Here is a 15,784-nt window from a genome sequence, read left to right on the forward strand (position 1 = left end):
TTCCTGTGTGTATTTATTAGCGTTTATCTAACAGTGAAGTAATGACATCGCCGCAGAACTGGATAATGAACACGATGATCAGAATGGTCACCGTAGCCACCAGCGTGACGTCACCATGGTTGCGCTGGAATCCTTCCAGATAAGCCAGATTTCCCAAACCGCCAGCGCCTATCACCCCCGCCATTGCGCTGTAGCTCACCAGCGCAATCAGCGTTACCGTCATGCCTGAAACCAGTGCGGGTGAGGATTCCGGCAGTAAAACCCGAAACACTAACGTGCTCAGCCGTGCGCCCATCGAACGCGTGGCTTCGATAACCCCTTTGTCCACTTCACGCAGAGCGATTTCGACCAGACGGGCGTAAAACGGTGCGGCGCCTACAATCAGGGCGGGCAGCGCGGCGTTGGCGCCAAGAATGGTCCCGACGACGGTCTTGGTGAACGGGATCAGCAGAACGATGAGAATGATGAACGGAATGGAGCGAAACACGTTCACCACAATCGACATTACGCTGTAGACCGTACGGTTTTGAAATAACCCGCCGCGGGCGGTTAAAAACAGCGCCAGACCGAGCCCGATCCCCAGAACAAACGTCGCCACGCCCGAAAGCGCGGTCATGTAGAGCGTCTCCTGAGTTGCAGCCCACAGCTGATCCCACTTAAGGTGCGGAAAAAGTTCTTCAGCCATGCTTAATAACCTCGCCTTCAATATCGCTTTGCTTCAGATCGGCGAGGATATTGTTCAGTTGTTCATCCGATGCCACCACATGTACCCAGAGCTGCCCGAAAACACCGTGGGCGGTTTGCGTCATTTTGCCGTGCAGGATATTAAACGGCAGGCCGTAGCGCAGGGTCAGTTCCCCGACGATCGGCCTGTGCGTGCTGTGCCCGGTAAAGGTGAGTTTGATGACCGTGCCCTCCAGCCCGGTTGCCAGTTCCGTATTGAAGGTTTCATCTTCGGCGTACTGGCTCACCTGTCGGACAAACTGTTGGGTGATCGGCTGCTGCGGATGCGTAAAGACGCTCAGCACGTCCCCCTCCTCCACCACTTTCCCGTTCTCCATTACCGCCACGCGGTCGCAGATTTTGCGCACCACGTGCATTTCATGCGTGATCAGCACGATGGTCAGGTTAAAGCGACGGTTAATGTCCAGGAGCAGATCGAGGATCTGATCGGTCGTCTGCGGATCCAGCGCGGAGGTGGCTTCGTCACACAGCAGCACGTCGGGATGATTGGCCAGCGCGCGGGCGATGCCCACACGCTGTTTTTGCCCGCCGCTCAGCTGCGACGGAAAGGCATTCTCGCGCCCCTTCAGGCCGACCAGATCCACCAGCTCGGCGACGCGTGTCTCAATTTTCGCTTTCGGTACACCGGCAATTTGCATTGAAAAAGCGATGTTTTCCTTCACCGTGCGCGACCAGAGCAGATTGAAGTGCTGGAATACCATGCTGATTTTCAGGCGTGCCTGACGCAGCGCTTCTCCTTTTGCGGCGGAAATATCCTGTCCGTTAATGGTGACGCGTCCGGCGCTGGGCTTTTCCAGCCCATTCAGCAGACGGATCAGCGTACTTTTCCCGGCTCCGCTGTAACCGATAATCCCGTAAATCTGTCCTTGCTCGATCGTCAAATTAACGTTATCAACGGCTGTCAGCGCGACCTTTCCGTTGTCAAAAATTTTCGAAATATTGCTGAGTACAATCATTCTTATTCGTTATCCGTGCCGCATATAGCGGTTTAGCAGTATGGATGTCCAAAAGATAGTAAACAGCCGTTCTCAGCTTTTAAATGACCAAAAAGGAATGTCTTATAACGCGCTGAAATAAGCCGCGACCTGGCGGCTGAGAAGCGCTTAGATGAATATCAGCAATAAATATCCGACCGCTGCATATCAGCACCTTCCCACCCACCTGAAAGCGGTTATTTTTACACCATTTTACGCGCATATAGACATCCCCACATCCAGACAACTTTACGTCTCGCTGTCTTTCCATCTGAAAACAGGACGAATATTCCTTTCCATTCTAATACCCAGTGAAACGTTCTTTAGTGAGAAAATTTCAGGATCCTATTATCCGGTCATCCCCCTCTCACAGGACATGACCATGATGCTTTACCACTCCGTCACCGAACTGATTGGCCGCACGCCGCTGATCCAGTTGCACAAACTGGATACCGGTCCCTGCTCGCTGTTTCTGAAGCTGGAAAACCAAAATCCCGGCGGTTCGATCAAAGACCGCGTCGCGCTGTCGATGATTAACGAAGCCGAACGCTCGGGGCAACTGCGGCCCGGCGGGACCATTATCGAAGCCACGGCAGGGAACACCGGGCTGGGGCTGGCGCTGATCGCCGCGCAGAAAGGCTATTCGCTGATCCTGGTGGTACCGGACAAAATGAGCCGCGAAAAGATTTTCCACCTGCGGGCGTTGGGTGCGCAGGTGGTGCTGACCCGTTCCGATGTCAATAAGGGGCATCCGGCCTATTACCAGGATTACGCCCTGCGGCTGGCGAACGAACTGCCCGGTGCGTTTTACATCGACCAGTTCAACAATGAGGCCAACCCGCTGGCGCACCGCACGACCACCGCGCCGGAACTGTTTGAGCAGCTTGACGGCAAGATCGACGCCATCGTCGTCGGCGTTGGGTCCGGCGGTACGCTGGGCGGATTACAGGCGTGGTTCGCTGAACACTCGCCGCAGACGGAATTCGTGCTTGCCGATCCGGCCGGGTCGGTGCTGGCGGATCAGGTTGAGACCGGACGCTATCACGATGCCGGATCGTGGCTGGTTGAGGGGATTGGCGAAGACTTTATCCCTCCGCTGGCGCACATCGAAGGGGTTAACAGCGCCTGGCGCATTACCGATCGCGAAGCCTTCACCACCGCCCGCGATCTGCTCAAAACGGAAGGGATCCTGGCGGGCTCTTCCAGCGGCACGCTGCTGGCGGCGGCGCTGAAATATTGCCAGGCGCAGACCACGCCAAAACGCGTGGTCACCTTCGCCTGCGACAGCGGCAATAAATACCTCTCGAAGATGTTCAACGACGACTGGATGCGCCAGCAGGGGCTGATCGCGCGTCCGCAGGCAGGGGATCTCTCCGACTACATTGCCCTGCGCCACGATGAAGGCGCTACGGTGACTGCCGCCCCGGACGACACCCTTTCCACCGTGCTGGCCCGCATGCGGCTGTACGACATCTCCCAGCTGCCGGTGCTCGATAACGATAAGGTCGTCGGCATCATCGACGAATGGGACCTGCTGCGACACATCGGGGGGGATGCCGATCGCTTCTCTCTCCCCGTGACGGCGGCCATGACGCGTCAGGTGGAATATCTGGACAGGCAGGCGCCGGAGAGCGCCCTGCACGCCATCTTCGACCGTGGCCTGGTAGCCATTATCTATGACAACGACCGTTTTCTGGGTCTGATCACCCGCAGCGACGTTCTCACCGCCTGGCGTAATCGCCTGGAGAAATAAAAGGAGCAAAAGATGAAAAACCTGGCAACCCTCAGCGTTCACAGCGGCGAGTTTAACGATCCGCACGGCGCCGTCATGCCGCCGATTTACGCCACCTCGACCTTTGCGCAGCCGTCTCCGGGTGAGCATACCGGCTATGAATATTCCCGAAGCGGCAACCCCACCCGCCACGCGCTGGAGACCGCGATAGCCGAGCTGGAGGGCGGCACGCGCGGGTACGCCTTCGCATCAGGGCTGGCGGCCATTTCCACCGTGCTGGAACTGCTGGATAAAGACAGCCATATCGTCGCCATTGACGACGTGTATGGCGGTACGTATCGCCTGATCGAAAACGTGCGCAAGCGCAGCACCGGGCTACAGGTGAGCTGGGTTAAGCCGGACGATGTAGCCAGTCTTGAGGCCGCCATTCGCCCGGACACCCGCATGATCTGGGTGGAGACGCCGACAAATCCGCTGCTGAAGCTGGCCGATCTGGCGGCCATCGCGGAAATTGCCCGGCGTCATAATGCGATCAGCGTGGCGGACAATACCTTCGCCTCTCCAGTCATTCACCGGCCGCTGGAGGCAGGGTTTGACATCGTGGTGCACTCCGCCACCAAATATCTCAACGGTCATTCAGACGTGGTTGCCGGGCTGGCTGTTGTCGGGGCAAACCAGGACCTGGCGGATCGCCTGGGCTACCTGCAAAACGCAGTTGGAGGCGTTCTGGATCCGTTCAGCAGCTTCCTGACCCTGCGGGGTATTCGCACCCTGTCGCTGCGCGTAGAGAAGCACAGCGCCAACGCGCTGGCGATTGCGCAATGGCTGGAGGCGCATCCGCAGGTTGAAAGCGTGTACTATCCCGGGCTGGCGTCGCATCCGCAGCATGCGCTTGCCCGTCGCCAGATGGCGCTGCCGGGCGGCATGATCTCGGTCGTCTTAAAAGGCGATGCGCAACGCGCGACAGACGTTATCCGTCACCTTACGCTTTTTACTCTGGCCGAAAGTCTGGGCGGCGTGGAGAGTCTGGTGAGCCAGCCCTACAGCATGACCCACGCCTCGATCCCGCTGGCGCAGCGTCTTGCCAACGGCATTGTGCCGCAGCTGATCCGCCTGTCGGTGGGCATTGAAGATGCAAGCGATCTGATCGCCGACCTTCAGCAGGCGCTGGAAAAGTGAGCAAAAAACGGCGGGCGTTACGCCTGCCGTCATAAGATGACATTAGGCCTTAACGCATTGATAACAAACTTATGTGAATCTGCACAGATTGTTTTTGAAACACCGTTTCCATTTTCCTTTTTGCTGCAAATCAGCGTATAATGCGCGCCAAATCCTTGGTGAATGGTTTCAGCGCTTGGAATACAAAAAACAACGTACAACTTCTCCTCTCCTTCGTTGGGCTGGCACTCAGGCACACTTTCTTCTGCACGCTCATTTGATGTCACCTATTCTTAGTGCGTGTCATATACTCTTTCGCAACACAGGTTTGACTCCGCGGCGGTGCGCCCCCGGAGCGAGATTTCCATATCCTTCCCAACTTAAAGACTAAGACTGTCATGAAAAAGACGAAAATTGTTTGTACTATCGGCCCGAAAACCGAATCCGAAGAGATGCTGAGCAAAATGCTGGATGCCGGCATGAACGTGATGCGTCTGAACTTCTCCCACGGTGACTATGCTGAACACGGTCAGCGTATCCAGAACTTGCGCAACGTGATGAGCAAAACCGGTAAAAAAGCCGCGATCCTGCTCGACACCAAAGGTCCTGAAATCCGTACCATTAAACTGGAAGGCGGTAACGACGTTTCTCTGAAAGCGGGCCAGACCTTCACCTTCACCACTGACAAATCCGTTGTGGGTAACAACGAAATCGTTGCCGTGACCTACGAAGGCTTCACCAGCGATCTGTCCGTTGGCAACACCGTGCTGGTGGATGACGGCCTGATCGGCATGGAAGTGACCGCGATCGAAGGTAACAAGGTTATCTGTAAGGTGCTGAACAACGGCGATCTGGGCGAAAACAAAGGCGTTAACCTGCCGGGTGTGTCCATTGCTTTGCCAGCGCTGGCTGAAAAAGACAAACAAGACCTGATCTTCGGTTGCGAACAAGGCGTTGACTTCGTTGCTGCGTCCTTTATCCGTAAACGTTCTGACGTAGTTGAGATCCGTGAACATCTGAAAGCGCACGGCGGCGAGAACATCCAGATCATCTCCAAAATCGAAAACCAGGAAGGCCTGAACAACTTCGACGAAATCCTCGAAGCGTCTGACGGCATCATGGTTGCGCGTGGCGACCTGGGCGTTGAAATCCCGGTTGAAGAAGTGATCTTCGCGCAGAAGATGATGATCGAGAAATGCGTTCGCGCCCGTAAAGTGGTTATCACCGCAACGCAGATGCTGGACTCCATGATCAAAAACCCACGCCCTACCCGCGCGGAAGCGGGCGACGTGGCGAACGCCATCCTCGACGGTACCGATGCCGTTATGCTGTCTGGCGAATCTGCGAAAGGGAAATACCCTCTGGAAGCGGTCAGCATCATGGCAACCATCTGCGAACGTACCGACCGCGTGATGAAAAGCCGTCTGGATTACAACAACGACAGCCGTAAACTGCGCATCACCGAAGCCGTGTGCCGTGGCGCGGTAGAAACCGCTGAAAAACTGGAAGCTCCGCTGATTGTTGTGGCAACCCAGGGCGGTAAATCTGCGCGTGCCGTGCGTAAATACTTCCCGGATGCAACAATCCTGGCGCTGACCACGAACGAAACCACCGCGCGTCAGCTGGTGCTGAGCAAAGGCGTGATCCCACACCTGGTGAAAGAGATTGCGTCTACCGATGATTTCTATCGTCTGGGTAAAGAAGTGGCGCTGGAACTGGTTGATTGTGGTCTGGCACAGAAAGGCGACGTTGTGGTTATGGTTTCTGGCGCGCTGGTACCAAGCGGCACAACCAACACCGCATCTGTTCACGTGCTGTAATAATTCCCGAACAAATTATATTTTTGTTAAAAAGCGTCCTTCGGGGCGCTTTTTTTATTCCCGCCTTTAACCAGAACTATTCAAAAAGCAAATCGGGTTTTTCTATTTAATCGCGATTTATCTAAGATGAATCCGATGAAAAATGCCTTTTTTAACATAGCTTTTTCGTCAAAATTGCCGATTTCGTTGCTTCTTTGAGCGAACGATCAAAAATAGGCGTAATCCCATCAAAAAAATATTCTCAACCCAAAAAACTTTGTGTAATACTTGTAACGCTACATGGAGATTAACTCAATCTAGAGGGTATTAATAATGAATCGTACTAAACTGGTACTGGGCGCGGTAATCCTGGGTTCTACTCTGCTGGCAGGTTGCTCCAGCAACGCTAAAATCGATCAGCTGTCTTCTGACGTTCAGACTCTGAACGCTAAAGTTGACCAGCTGAGCAACGACGTGAACGCAATGCGTTCCGACGTTCAGGCTGCTAAAGACGACGCAGCTCGCGCTAACCAGCGTCTGGACAACCAGGCTACTAAATACCGTAAGTAATAGTACCTGTTAATAAAATGGCGCACATTGTGCGCCATTTTTTTTGCCTGCGTCAAACCCCTACTGAATCACCTTCTCTCCGTCGCCTTCCGCCACCGCCGCTGAGACACGACTGTTTTGTACAGACAGGACAGAACTGCTGGCTGCCGAACCGTTACCCGCTGAAACGGCAACCGGGATCCCCGCCCTGCGCGCCAGCGCTTTATCGATGAGCGTTTTATCGCTCCCTGATTCCGCTGCAAAAGCGGTAAACGCCGCAGAGTGCGCAAATGGCACCGTCTGTGGGTTTTCGCCCTCAGCCTGTGCCAGCGGCCTGTGTACCTCGATATAGCGTTTGCCGTCCGGCTCCACAGAGAACTTCACCGGCTCATTGATAATCTGAACCCGCGTGCCGACGCGCGCTTGTTCAAACAACGCTTTGATATCCGGCGCGTTCATCCGCATACAGCCCGAGCTGACCCGTAGCCCCACGCTGTCCGGTGCGCTGGTGCCGTGGATAAGATATTCCCCATTGCCGATGCCCAGACGCAGCGCATAGCGCCCCAGCGGGTTATTAGGCCCGGCGGGTACCACAGCCGGCAGTTTTATGCCCTGGGCCAGTGAGCGCGCTCTGATGCCCGCAGGCGGGGTCCAGGTGGGATTGGGGATCTTCTGGCTCACACGGGTGGTACTGACCGGCGTTTCCAGCCCAAGCTGACCGATACCCAGCGGATAGACCTGAACGATATTTTGACCCGGCGGATAGAAGTAAAGACGCAGCTCCGCCAGATTCACCACAATGCCTTCACGATCGGTGTCCGGCAGCAGCATCTGGGAAGGAATGGTAATGACCGTTCCTGGCGCAGGGTTCACCGGTGCAATGGTATTATTGGTTTCAAGAATAAGCTGTGCTGCGGTATTAAACCGACGAGCGATAGCCTGGAGCTTATTGTCGCCTTCCTGAATGGTGTATGTCTGGTTTTGCCCAATCAGGCGGCTGCCTGCGGGCGGTAAAGGGTAATCAACCGCCCTGGCTGAATTAACAGCACTGAGCGAACCAAGGAGTAATAGAGTTATTAGAGACGCGCGCTTCATGCTGAGATTCCTTATTCACTGACTGAACGTCAGAAAGCTGAAAAACCAGCGAGGTGGAAACCACCCCGCGAAACAGAATGAATGCTGTTCAGTTAGTTTAGCTAAGGATTGCGGCTTTAGCGCGAATGGCGCGGATCATCGCTTCCAGCCCCTGGGATCGGGACGGGGTGAGGTGTTGGGTTAAGGCCATTTTTTCAAACCACGGGCGGACGTCAAAGGCGACAATATCCTGCGCCGACATCCGGTGATAGAGAATAAATACGACGGCAATAAGTCCCTTCACAATGGCGGCATCGCTGTCGCCCTGTAATTCAATTACGCCATCATCCGTCTGCTGCATCAGGATCCAGACCTGGCTCTGGCAGCCCTGAATGATGTTGTTCGGGTTATGCGCCTCTTCGCTGAGCGGCGGCAGGCGCTGCCCCAGCTCGATAATATAAAGGTATTTCTCTTCCCAGTTTGCGCAACGTCCAAAGTTGCGCAGCAGTTTATCTCTGTCCGGCAAATCTGCCATCTCTCGCCTCTCCGTTAGCCAAGCAGCTGGTGGATGCGTTTGAGTCCCGCCACCAGTCTGTCGACCTCTTCCGTTGTGTTGTACATCACCAGCGATGCGCGGCACATGGCCGGTACCTGATAATACGCCATCAGCGGCATCGCGCAGTGATGCCCGGTACGTACGGCGACGCCGTAATTATCCAGGAAACTGCCCACATCATAGGCGTGATGCTTGCCGAGGTTAAAGGCTATCACACCCAGACGGTCAGCAGGGCCGTATAAGGTCAGTTCCGGGACGCTGACAAGCTCCTGCAAGGCGTACTGCATCAGCAGCTGTTCGTACTGCTGAATTGCCGCCAGCCCCGTTTCAGAGACGTAGCTCATGGCGGCGCCCAGCCCAATAATCCCGCCGGTGTTTGGCGTACCCGCCTCGAAGCGCCACGGGGCGCGGGCGTAAGTGGTTCCTTCCGTCAGGCTGACGGTGGCGATCATCGAGCCGCCCCCTTCCCACGGCGGCATGGCCTGAAGAATATCCTCCTTCACATACAGCACACCGATGCCCGTCGGGCCATAAAGCTTGTGCCCGGAGAAAACGTAGAAATCGCAGTCCAGGGCCTGAACGTCAACCGCATGGTGCATGACCGCCTGGGCACCATCAATCAGCACTTTTGCACCGGCCTGATGGGCTTTATCGATAATCAGCGCCACCGGATTTTCCGTCCCCAGCACGTTTGAAACGTGAGTAACGGCCACCAGCCGTGTCCTGTCGTCCAGCAGGGCGTCCAGCTGTTCAAGCTGGAGCGTGCCGTCTTCATTCAGGGGAACCACCCGCAGCTGGGCCCCTGCGCGCTCACAGAGCATCTGCCAGGGCACGATGTTGGCATGGTGCTCCATCTGGGTGATGATGATGTTATCCCCCGCGTGCACTTGCGCATTGCCCCAGCTGTTGGCCACCAGGTTGATCCCTTCGGTGGTTCCACGCACGAACACCAGCTCTTCCGGCAAACGCGCGTTAAGGAAGCCCGCGACCTGAGTACGCACGTTTTCCATGCGCTGGGTCGCCTCGGCGCTCAGGGTGTGGATCCCGCGATGGACCGCCGCGTAGCCGTGGCGGTAAAATTCAGCTTCCGCATCCACTACCTGATTCGGTTTTTGCGCGCTGGCCGCGCTGTCGAGATAGGCCAGCGGAAGACCGTTCACTTCACGGGTCAGTACCGGAAAATCGGCCCGGACTTTCTCTACGGGAAATGTCATGCTTCGCCTCCAGGCAGCCGCTGACCGATACGGGCCAGCACCTGCTGTTTAAGTCCGCCGTCGGGCAGCGCTTCCGTCAGCTCAGCCGCAAAGGCGTAAATAATCATCTTCTGCGCGGCCTGCTGGTCTATCCCGCGCGAGCGCAGGTAGAACATCTGCTCGTCGTCAATACGCCCGACCGTCGCGCCGTGGCTGCACTTCACGTCGTCCGCGTAGATTTCCAGCTGCGGCCTGGTGTCCACCTCTGCCAGGCGTCCCAGCAGAAGGTTGTTGTTGGTCATCTGCCCGTCAGTTTTGATGGCGTGCTGCGCCACGTTGATCAGGCCGTTAAACACCGCACGACCTTTGTCGCTGACGATAGTTTTATGCAGCTGACGGCTGTTGCAGTAGCCTTTGTTGTGCTCAAGCCAGGTGCGCGTGTCGCACACTTCTGTCTTCACCGGCATCGCCAGGCTGTTCATGCGCAGCGTGGTGTTCTCACCGTTCAGCTGGGTACTGGTGTTGTGGCGTAACACCGCGCCGCCAAGCAGGAAGCTGTGGCTGTACGCCGCGGCATCCTGGCCCAGCAGAATATCGTTGTGAGCGAAGTGGTGACTGAGCGGATTCTCAAACGCCAGCTTGATATGGTGCAGTTGGGCGTTGGCCGCCACGTCCATCGTCAGACGCGAGCCGGTAAAATGACGGGTGTCGTTCAGACTAACGTAATGCTCAATCACCGTCGCTTCCGCCCCTTCTGCCAGCTCGAGATGGTGGCGATAGTGGGCGGTGTTGATCTCGTCGCCCTCAACGCCCTGCGTGATATGCATCAGAAGCAGCGGTTTCGCCGGGCGCTGGTTACGCTTAACGCGAATATGGGTGACAGACTGCGACAGGCTCTCCGTGAGGTGCAGAAAGACTTCAGGCTGGACCGGAGCGCTCAACGACTGGCGCTCGTCGTTAATGGCGATATCGAACCCGCTCTCCTCCACGCTATCGCTGAGTTCCTCCCGGAACTGCCCGTCAACAAACACCAGACGCACGGCATCCACGCTCAGCGCCAGCGCATCGCGCTGGCCAGGGCTAACCTGGGCCAGGCGCGTGACAAACTCGCCGTTCAGCAGACCGTCCAGCGGGGTATATTTCCAGTTCTCATGCTTACGCGTCGGTAAACCAAGACGCAGCAGCTGTTGGAGATGGTGCTGAGCCTGTTCTGAACGCGAATTACCCTGCGCTTCAAACAGCCGGTGCCACTGCTGGAGTGCATTACTGCTGTTCGGTAAGCCAGCCATAACCCTGCTCCTCCAGTTGTTTAACCAGGGTAAAATCACCGGATTTCACAATGCGTCCCTGGTAAAGCACGTGGACATAGTCCGGTTTGATGTAGTCCAGAATTCGCTGGTAGTGCGTCACGATAATAAATGAGCGGTTCCCGTCACGCAGAGAGTTCACCCCGTCGGCAACGATCTTCAGGGCATCAATATCCAGCCCTGAATCGGTTTCATCGAGAATGCACAGCTCAGGCTCAAGCACCGCCATTTGCAGAATATCGTTACGTTTTTTCTCACCGCCGGAGAAACCCACGTTTACCGAGCGAGTGAGCAGATCTTCCGGCATTTTCAGCAGCTTGATTTTCTCTTCCATCAGATCCTGGAAGTCAAAGCGATCCAGCGCCTCAAGTCCGCGATACTTGCGCACCGCGTTCAGCGCGGTTTGCAGGAAGAACTGGTTGCTGACGCCCGGAATTTCCACCGGATACTGGAAGGCCATAAAGATGCCCTCACCGGCACGCTCTTCCGGCGACATCTCCAGCAGATCTTTGCCGTTAAACTCAACGGAGCCGCTTATGACTTCATAATCCTCGCGTCCTGCCAGCGTCGCTGAAAGCGTACTTTTCCCGGAGCCGTTTGGCCCCATGATGGCGTGAACTTCACCCGGTTTGACGTCAAAATTGAGGCCACGCAGGATCGCTTTCTCTTCCACGCTGACCTGTAAATCTTTAATGCTTAACATGTGCTTTCCTTAACCGACGCTGTGTTCAAGACTAATGGCGAGGAGTTTCTGGGCTTCAACGGCAAATTCCAGCGGCAGTTCGGAGAACACATCCTTACAGAAGCCGTTAACAATCATTGAAATGGCATCTTCTTCACTGATCCCGCGTTGCAGGCAGTAGAAAAGCTGATCTTCACCGATGCGTGACGTGGTCGCCTCGTGCTCCAGCTGGGCGCTGTTATTGCGGCACTCGACGTACGGGAAGGTATGTGCCCCGCAGTCGGCGCCAATCAGCATGGAATCGCACTGGGTGAAGTTACGCGCGTTGGTAGCCGTCGGCATGATTTTCACCAGCCCGCGATAGCTGTTCTGGCTGTGTCCGGCGGAGATCCCTTTCGAGATGATGGTCGATTTGGTGTTTTTACCGATGTGGATCATCTTGGTGCCGGTATCGGCCTGCTGATGACCGCTGGTCAGCGCCACGGAGTAAAATTCCCCGATGGAGTTATCCCCGCGCAGGATGCAGCTCGGGTATTTCCAGGTAATGGCGGAGCCGGTTTCTGACTGCGTCCAGGACATTTTGCTGTTTTCGCCTTCGCACAGCGCGCGCTTGGTGACGAAGTTCAGAATACCACCGGTATTGCCGTCGCCCGGGAACCAGTTCTGCACCGTGGAGTATTTCACTTCCGCGTCTTTGTGGATGATCACCTCAACCACCGCCGCGTGCAGCTGGTAGCTGTCGCGCACCGGCGCGGAACAGCCTTCGATATAGCTGACGTAGCTGCCCTCATCCGCCACCAGAATGGTGCGTTCAAACTGCCCGGTTTTTTCTGCGTTGATGCGGAAATAGGTCGAGAGCTCCATCGGGCAGCGTACGCCTTTCGGCACGTAGATAAAGGTGCCGTCTGACGCCACCGCCGCATTCAGTGCGGCAAAGAAGTTATCGTTACTGGGTACCACGGTGCCGATGTATTTTTTCACCAGCTCAGGGTGATCGTGAATGGCTTCACCAAAGGAGCAGAAAATAATCCCCTGCTCCGCCAGCTTTTCACGGTAGGTGGTCGCCACCGAGACGGAGTCAAAAATGGCGTCTACCGCCACCTCTTTACCCTCGCGCACGGGCACGCCGAGCTGATTGAACGCCTCTTCCACCTCTTTGCTCAGGAAGCTGTTCTCTGCACCGGTTTGCTGTACCGCGCCGGGCTGCGAGGCACAGGTGTCATCACAGCTCCCGCAGGACGGCGCGGAGTAGTAGCTGTAATCCTGATAGTTCAGCTTATCGTAGTGCGCTTTAAGCCAGTGGGGCTCTTCCATCTCCTGCCACGCACGAAACGCGCTCAGGCGAAACGCCAGCATCCATTCAGGCTCGTTACGTTTGGCCGAAATGGCGCGCACGACATCTTCACTGATGCCTTTCGCCAGCTCATCGGTTTGCAGCTGCGTGAAGAACCCCTCTTTATAGTTGAGGTTTCCGCCGCTCCAGGTGTTTACATCACTCGTTGCTTCAGTATTACGAGACATAGTACCGCCTATACCCCAAAGCTTTCGCCGCAGCCACATTCGTTCTGGGCTTTCGGGTTATGAAATTTGAATAACTGGTTTAAACCTTCACGAACGTAGTCGACTTCGGTTCCATCGATAAACGGCATAGCCTGTAGCGCGACGTAGAGCTTAGCGCCGTCGGTTTCAAAGACCAGGTCATCCTTTTCAGGTTCGGTGACGGTGTCCAGCACGTAGCCAAAGCCCGCGCAGCCCGTCTGCTTAACGCCTAAGCGTACGCCGAGGATGTCGGGGTTTTTAGCCACCAGCTCATGAATGTGCGCCGCCGCCGCGGGCGTAAGCGTTAAGCCACGCCAGGCAAAATCGGCCGGATTGAAGGTTTCTGAATGCAATTCCATAGGTCCACCTCATCTGATAAGCCACCAGGGCATAACACCATGTTAATGATAACGATTATCACTTCAACCCCCTGACAGCAGGGGCTTTGGGCTAAACCGCCCTTTTTGGCTACTTTCTTTAAGCATAGACCCTGTGACGGGATGCGGATGGGATGGTGATATTTGTTCAATACATTGATAAATAATGCATTTCAGAGAAAAGGCGGTAAGGTGAAGGGGAAAAAGAAAAATTGTATTGGAAATACCTATTTTTGAGATAGATTTTTTAGTTTCATGAATGCAGTCGATTATTAAAAAATCAGCCGCTTATTTCATCATAGCGAAAGACAATAGCGAGAATAAAAAATGTTCGTACGCACCGGGCATTAAGATGTTTGATGGATAAATTAATCATTATTTATCAAACTGATAGTGGTTAAACTCCGATCACGATTAATTACATAAACTCGTCACTTTTCGGCGTAATGTTTCCCTTGTTAACCAGTCAATCAGTAAGGGATTACATTATGTGGAGCGCCCATAAAGCCGCAGTATATGCTCGTCAGCATGCTGGTCAGCATAGCCAGAAAAGATGCGCAGAATTCGTTTCAAAAGCCATTCGCGCCGGCGGTGCTAATTTACAGAACACGCATTATGCTAAGGATATGAAAAGCAATTTAATTCTGGCTGGCCTGCTTCTGCCCACTCTCATATCAGCTGCACAGACATTACCACCTGAGGCATCCGCTGCCCTTCAGTTTAATAAGTGGTACATCTCACAAATTATTAGCGGGAAAGAGCCCCAGAAAAACTATAACGCGCTGAGACCCTACGTCACCCGTGAAACCATCAGCAAACTCAAAGCGATGGATAAGCTGGATCCAGATGAATATGACGTGCCTGACGTCGATATGTTCATTAAGGCTCAGGGATATGAAGAAGACTGGGGCGTTGTCAGTGCGCGGGCGCTGGATTACGATGCCGCCTGCATGCAGGTCTACATTTCATTTGGCAAAAAGCGGGATCACACCGTGATTGACTGCATGGTCAAGGAAGATGGCGAGTGGAAAGTCGAATCCGTGGCCAGCATGAATATTCCAGACAACCTGACGATGGAGTAAACCGACGATATGACAGAGGTACTGATGCTATGCATCTTCGCGGATACCCCTGTCGTATCGCCAGAAAGCAAAAAATCCGCGCTGGTGGTTTACCGTCGGACTCCTTAACTTCAGTGATGGAACGCGACGGCAAAGCCCTGTTCACGCCAGTGGTCGAGCTGTTGCTGCTGGCGAGGTGTTGGCTCTTTACCGGTCCAGACGAAAATTTTTTGCCCCGGGAAGAGTTCCGGACGCGGGGAATCAATCGGCTCGGCCAGTACGTCGATATGCCAGCCCTTGTAAGCCAGACGGGCCGCTTCCAGCCACAAATGCGTACGGTCGTCGCACTCCCACCCTATCAGCAGCGCGTCTTTACCCGCTTTTTTACGCGATTCCACCAGGCTTGTTACGGCAAACTCAATCAGGACACCATCAAGCAGGCTCGCCATATGGCGCACCGTATTCTGGTCCTGGTTCATTCGCTGTCGTACAGGGGTGATAATGTTATCTATCAGAACATCCATCGCATGATCGCGACGGAACTCACCGATTTTGGCGCGCAGCTTTGCCGGATTGGCGTAGCGCAGAACGGTTAACATCTCTTCCTGAGACGATGCCCAGTTCCCCTGAGTCATCACTTCTGTATTTTCAAGAAGCGCTTTTACTTTGCCGACCGAAACACCCGTTTTCATCAGGCGTTTGATCTCTTCGATACGCAGGATATCTTCATCGTCAAACTGACGATGACCCCCTTCGCTTCGCTGCGGCTTCAACAATCCATAACGGCGCTGCCAGGCACGCAGCGTAACGGGGTTGATACCGCATCGTTCGGCCACTTCGCCGATACTGTAATAGGCCATTAACTCCCTCACGCACAACACTTCCATACCTAACCAAACCAACCTTATCAGATTGTACAATATATTTGTATAACTAACTCCGGGTTCGGAGGCAAGTGAATGGGCCAAAGAACCACTCACTCGTTAATGTATTGTTGTATAAATTTAGCAAAACGTACAGGTCACTCTTAGAGTTGCGT

16 protein-coding genes are annotated in these 15,784 nt (G+C 54.9%); 6 read left to right on the forward strand and 10 right to left on the reverse strand.

Annotated features, from left to right (window positions below; translation table 11 throughout):
• Positions 1 to 16: 16 nt before the first annotated feature.
• Together A3466_RS00450 and A3466_RS00455 are read right to left on the reverse strand one after the other, a co-directional pair.
• Positions 17 to 685, reverse strand: coding sequence for a methionine ABC transporter permease (locus A3466_RS00450; protein WP_063448943.1), 669 nt, complete (start codon positions 683 to 685; stop codon positions 17 to 19).
• Complete coding sequence (locus A3466_RS00455; protein WP_063448944.1) at positions 678 to 1,700, reverse strand: methionine ABC transporter ATP-binding protein; 1,023 nt, start codon at positions 1,698 to 1,700, stop codon at positions 678 to 680. The genes A3466_RS00450 and A3466_RS00455 overlap by 8 nt, the downstream gene beginning before the upstream one ends.
• A gap of 400 nt (positions 1,701 to 2,100) precedes the next feature.
• On the opposite strand from A3466_RS00455, the gene A3466_RS00460 reads away from it, so the two are divergent.
• The 5 genes from A3466_RS00460 (at position 2,101) to lpp (ending at position 6,977) form a co-directional block, all read left to right on the forward strand.
• The gene (locus tag A3466_RS00460) at positions 2,101 to 3,471 is read left to right on the forward strand and encodes a pyridoxal-phosphate dependent enzyme (protein WP_063449448.1); all 1,371 of its coding nucleotides are present in this window, start codon (positions 2,101 to 2,103) and stop codon (positions 3,469 to 3,471) included.
• A 12-nt stretch (positions 3,472 to 3,483) separates the two neighbouring features.
• Positions 3,484 to 4,629, forward strand: a complete 1,146-nt coding sequence (locus A3466_RS00465) for a trans-sulfuration enzyme family protein (RefSeq protein WP_063448945.1) — start codon at positions 3,484 to 3,486, stop codon at positions 4,627 to 4,629.
• A gap of 73 nt (positions 4,630 to 4,702) precedes the next feature.
• Entirely contained in the window at positions 4,703 to 4,999 is a 297-nt protein-coding gene (locus A3466_RS23830) for a hypothetical protein (protein WP_432416580.1), read from the forward strand.
• 7 nt (positions 5,000 to 5,006) lie between these two features.
• A complete protein-coding gene (gene pykF, locus A3466_RS00470) occupies positions 5,007 to 6,428 on the forward strand; it encodes a pyruvate kinase PykF (RefSeq protein WP_003857687.1) in 1,422 nt (473 codons plus the stop codon).
• A 312-nt stretch (positions 6,429 to 6,740) separates the two neighbouring features.
• Entirely contained in the window at positions 6,741 to 6,977 is a 237-nt protein-coding gene (lpp, locus tag A3466_RS00475) for a murein lipoprotein Lpp (RefSeq protein ID WP_001082307.1), read from the forward strand.
• A gap of 60 nt (positions 6,978 to 7,037) precedes the next feature.
• Here lpp and ldtE read toward each other — a convergent pair whose 3' ends face one another.
• From ldtE to sufA, 7 genes are all read right to left on the reverse strand, one after another.
• A complete protein-coding gene (ldtE, locus tag A3466_RS00480; protein ID WP_063448946.1) occupies positions 7,038 to 8,051 on the reverse strand; it encodes a L,D-transpeptidase LdtE in 1,014 nt (337 codons plus the stop codon).
• A gap of 97 nt (positions 8,052 to 8,148) precedes the next feature.
• Entirely contained in the window at positions 8,149 to 8,565 is a 417-nt protein-coding gene (sufE, locus tag A3466_RS00485; protein WP_063448947.1) for a cysteine desulfuration protein SufE, read from the reverse strand.
• A 14-nt stretch (positions 8,566 to 8,579) separates the two neighbouring features.
• Positions 8,580 to 9,800 carry a cysteine desulfurase SufS gene (gene sufS / locus A3466_RS00490; RefSeq protein WP_063448948.1) on the reverse strand — a complete coding sequence of 407 codons (1,221 nt, stop codon included), beginning with the start codon at positions 9,798 to 9,800 and terminating at the stop codon, positions 8,580 to 8,582.
• Entirely contained in the window at positions 9,797 to 11,068 is a 1,272-nt protein-coding gene (gene sufD, locus A3466_RS00495; protein ID WP_063448949.1) for a Fe-S cluster assembly protein SufD, read from the reverse strand. The genes sufS and sufD overlap by 4 nt, the downstream gene beginning before the upstream one ends.
• Positions 11,043 to 11,789: a Fe-S cluster assembly ATPase SufC gene (gene sufC / locus A3466_RS00500; RefSeq protein ID WP_063448950.1), complete on the reverse strand. Its 747-nt coding sequence runs from the start codon at positions 11,787 to 11,789 to the stop codon at positions 11,043 to 11,045. The genes sufD and sufC overlap by 26 nt, the downstream gene beginning before the upstream one ends.
• Before the next feature lie 9 nt (positions 11,790 to 11,798).
• Entirely contained in the window at positions 11,799 to 13,289 is a 1,491-nt protein-coding gene (gene sufB / locus A3466_RS00505) for a Fe-S cluster assembly protein SufB (RefSeq protein ID WP_063448951.1), read from the reverse strand.
• Positions 13,290 to 13,297: 8 nt separating this feature from the next.
• The gene (sufA, locus tag A3466_RS00510; protein ID WP_003857741.1) at positions 13,298 to 13,666 is read right to left on the reverse strand and encodes a Fe-S cluster assembly scaffold SufA; all 369 of its coding nucleotides are present in this window, start codon (positions 13,664 to 13,666) and stop codon (positions 13,298 to 13,300) included.
• A 506-nt stretch (positions 13,667 to 14,172) separates the two neighbouring features.
• Between sufA and A3466_RS00515 the strand changes: the two genes are divergently transcribed.
• Complete coding sequence (locus A3466_RS00515) at positions 14,173 to 14,766, forward strand: DUF3828 domain-containing protein (protein WP_414627579.1); 594 nt, start codon at positions 14,173 to 14,175, stop codon at positions 14,764 to 14,766.
• Positions 14,767 to 14,876: 110 nt separating this feature from the next.
• Here A3466_RS00515 and A3466_RS00520 read toward each other — a convergent pair whose 3' ends face one another.
• Positions 14,877 to 15,605, reverse strand: coding sequence for a MerR family transcriptional regulator (locus A3466_RS00520; RefSeq protein WP_063448952.1), 729 nt, complete (start codon positions 15,603 to 15,605; stop codon positions 14,877 to 14,879).
• Between the last annotated feature and the right edge of the window lie 179 nt (positions 15,606 to 15,784).

This window comes from Enterobacter genomosp. S (assembly GCF_001631805.1).
Classification (GTDB): domain Bacteria; phylum Pseudomonadota; class Gammaproteobacteria; order Enterobacterales; family Enterobacteriaceae; genus Enterobacter; species Enterobacter quasihormaechei.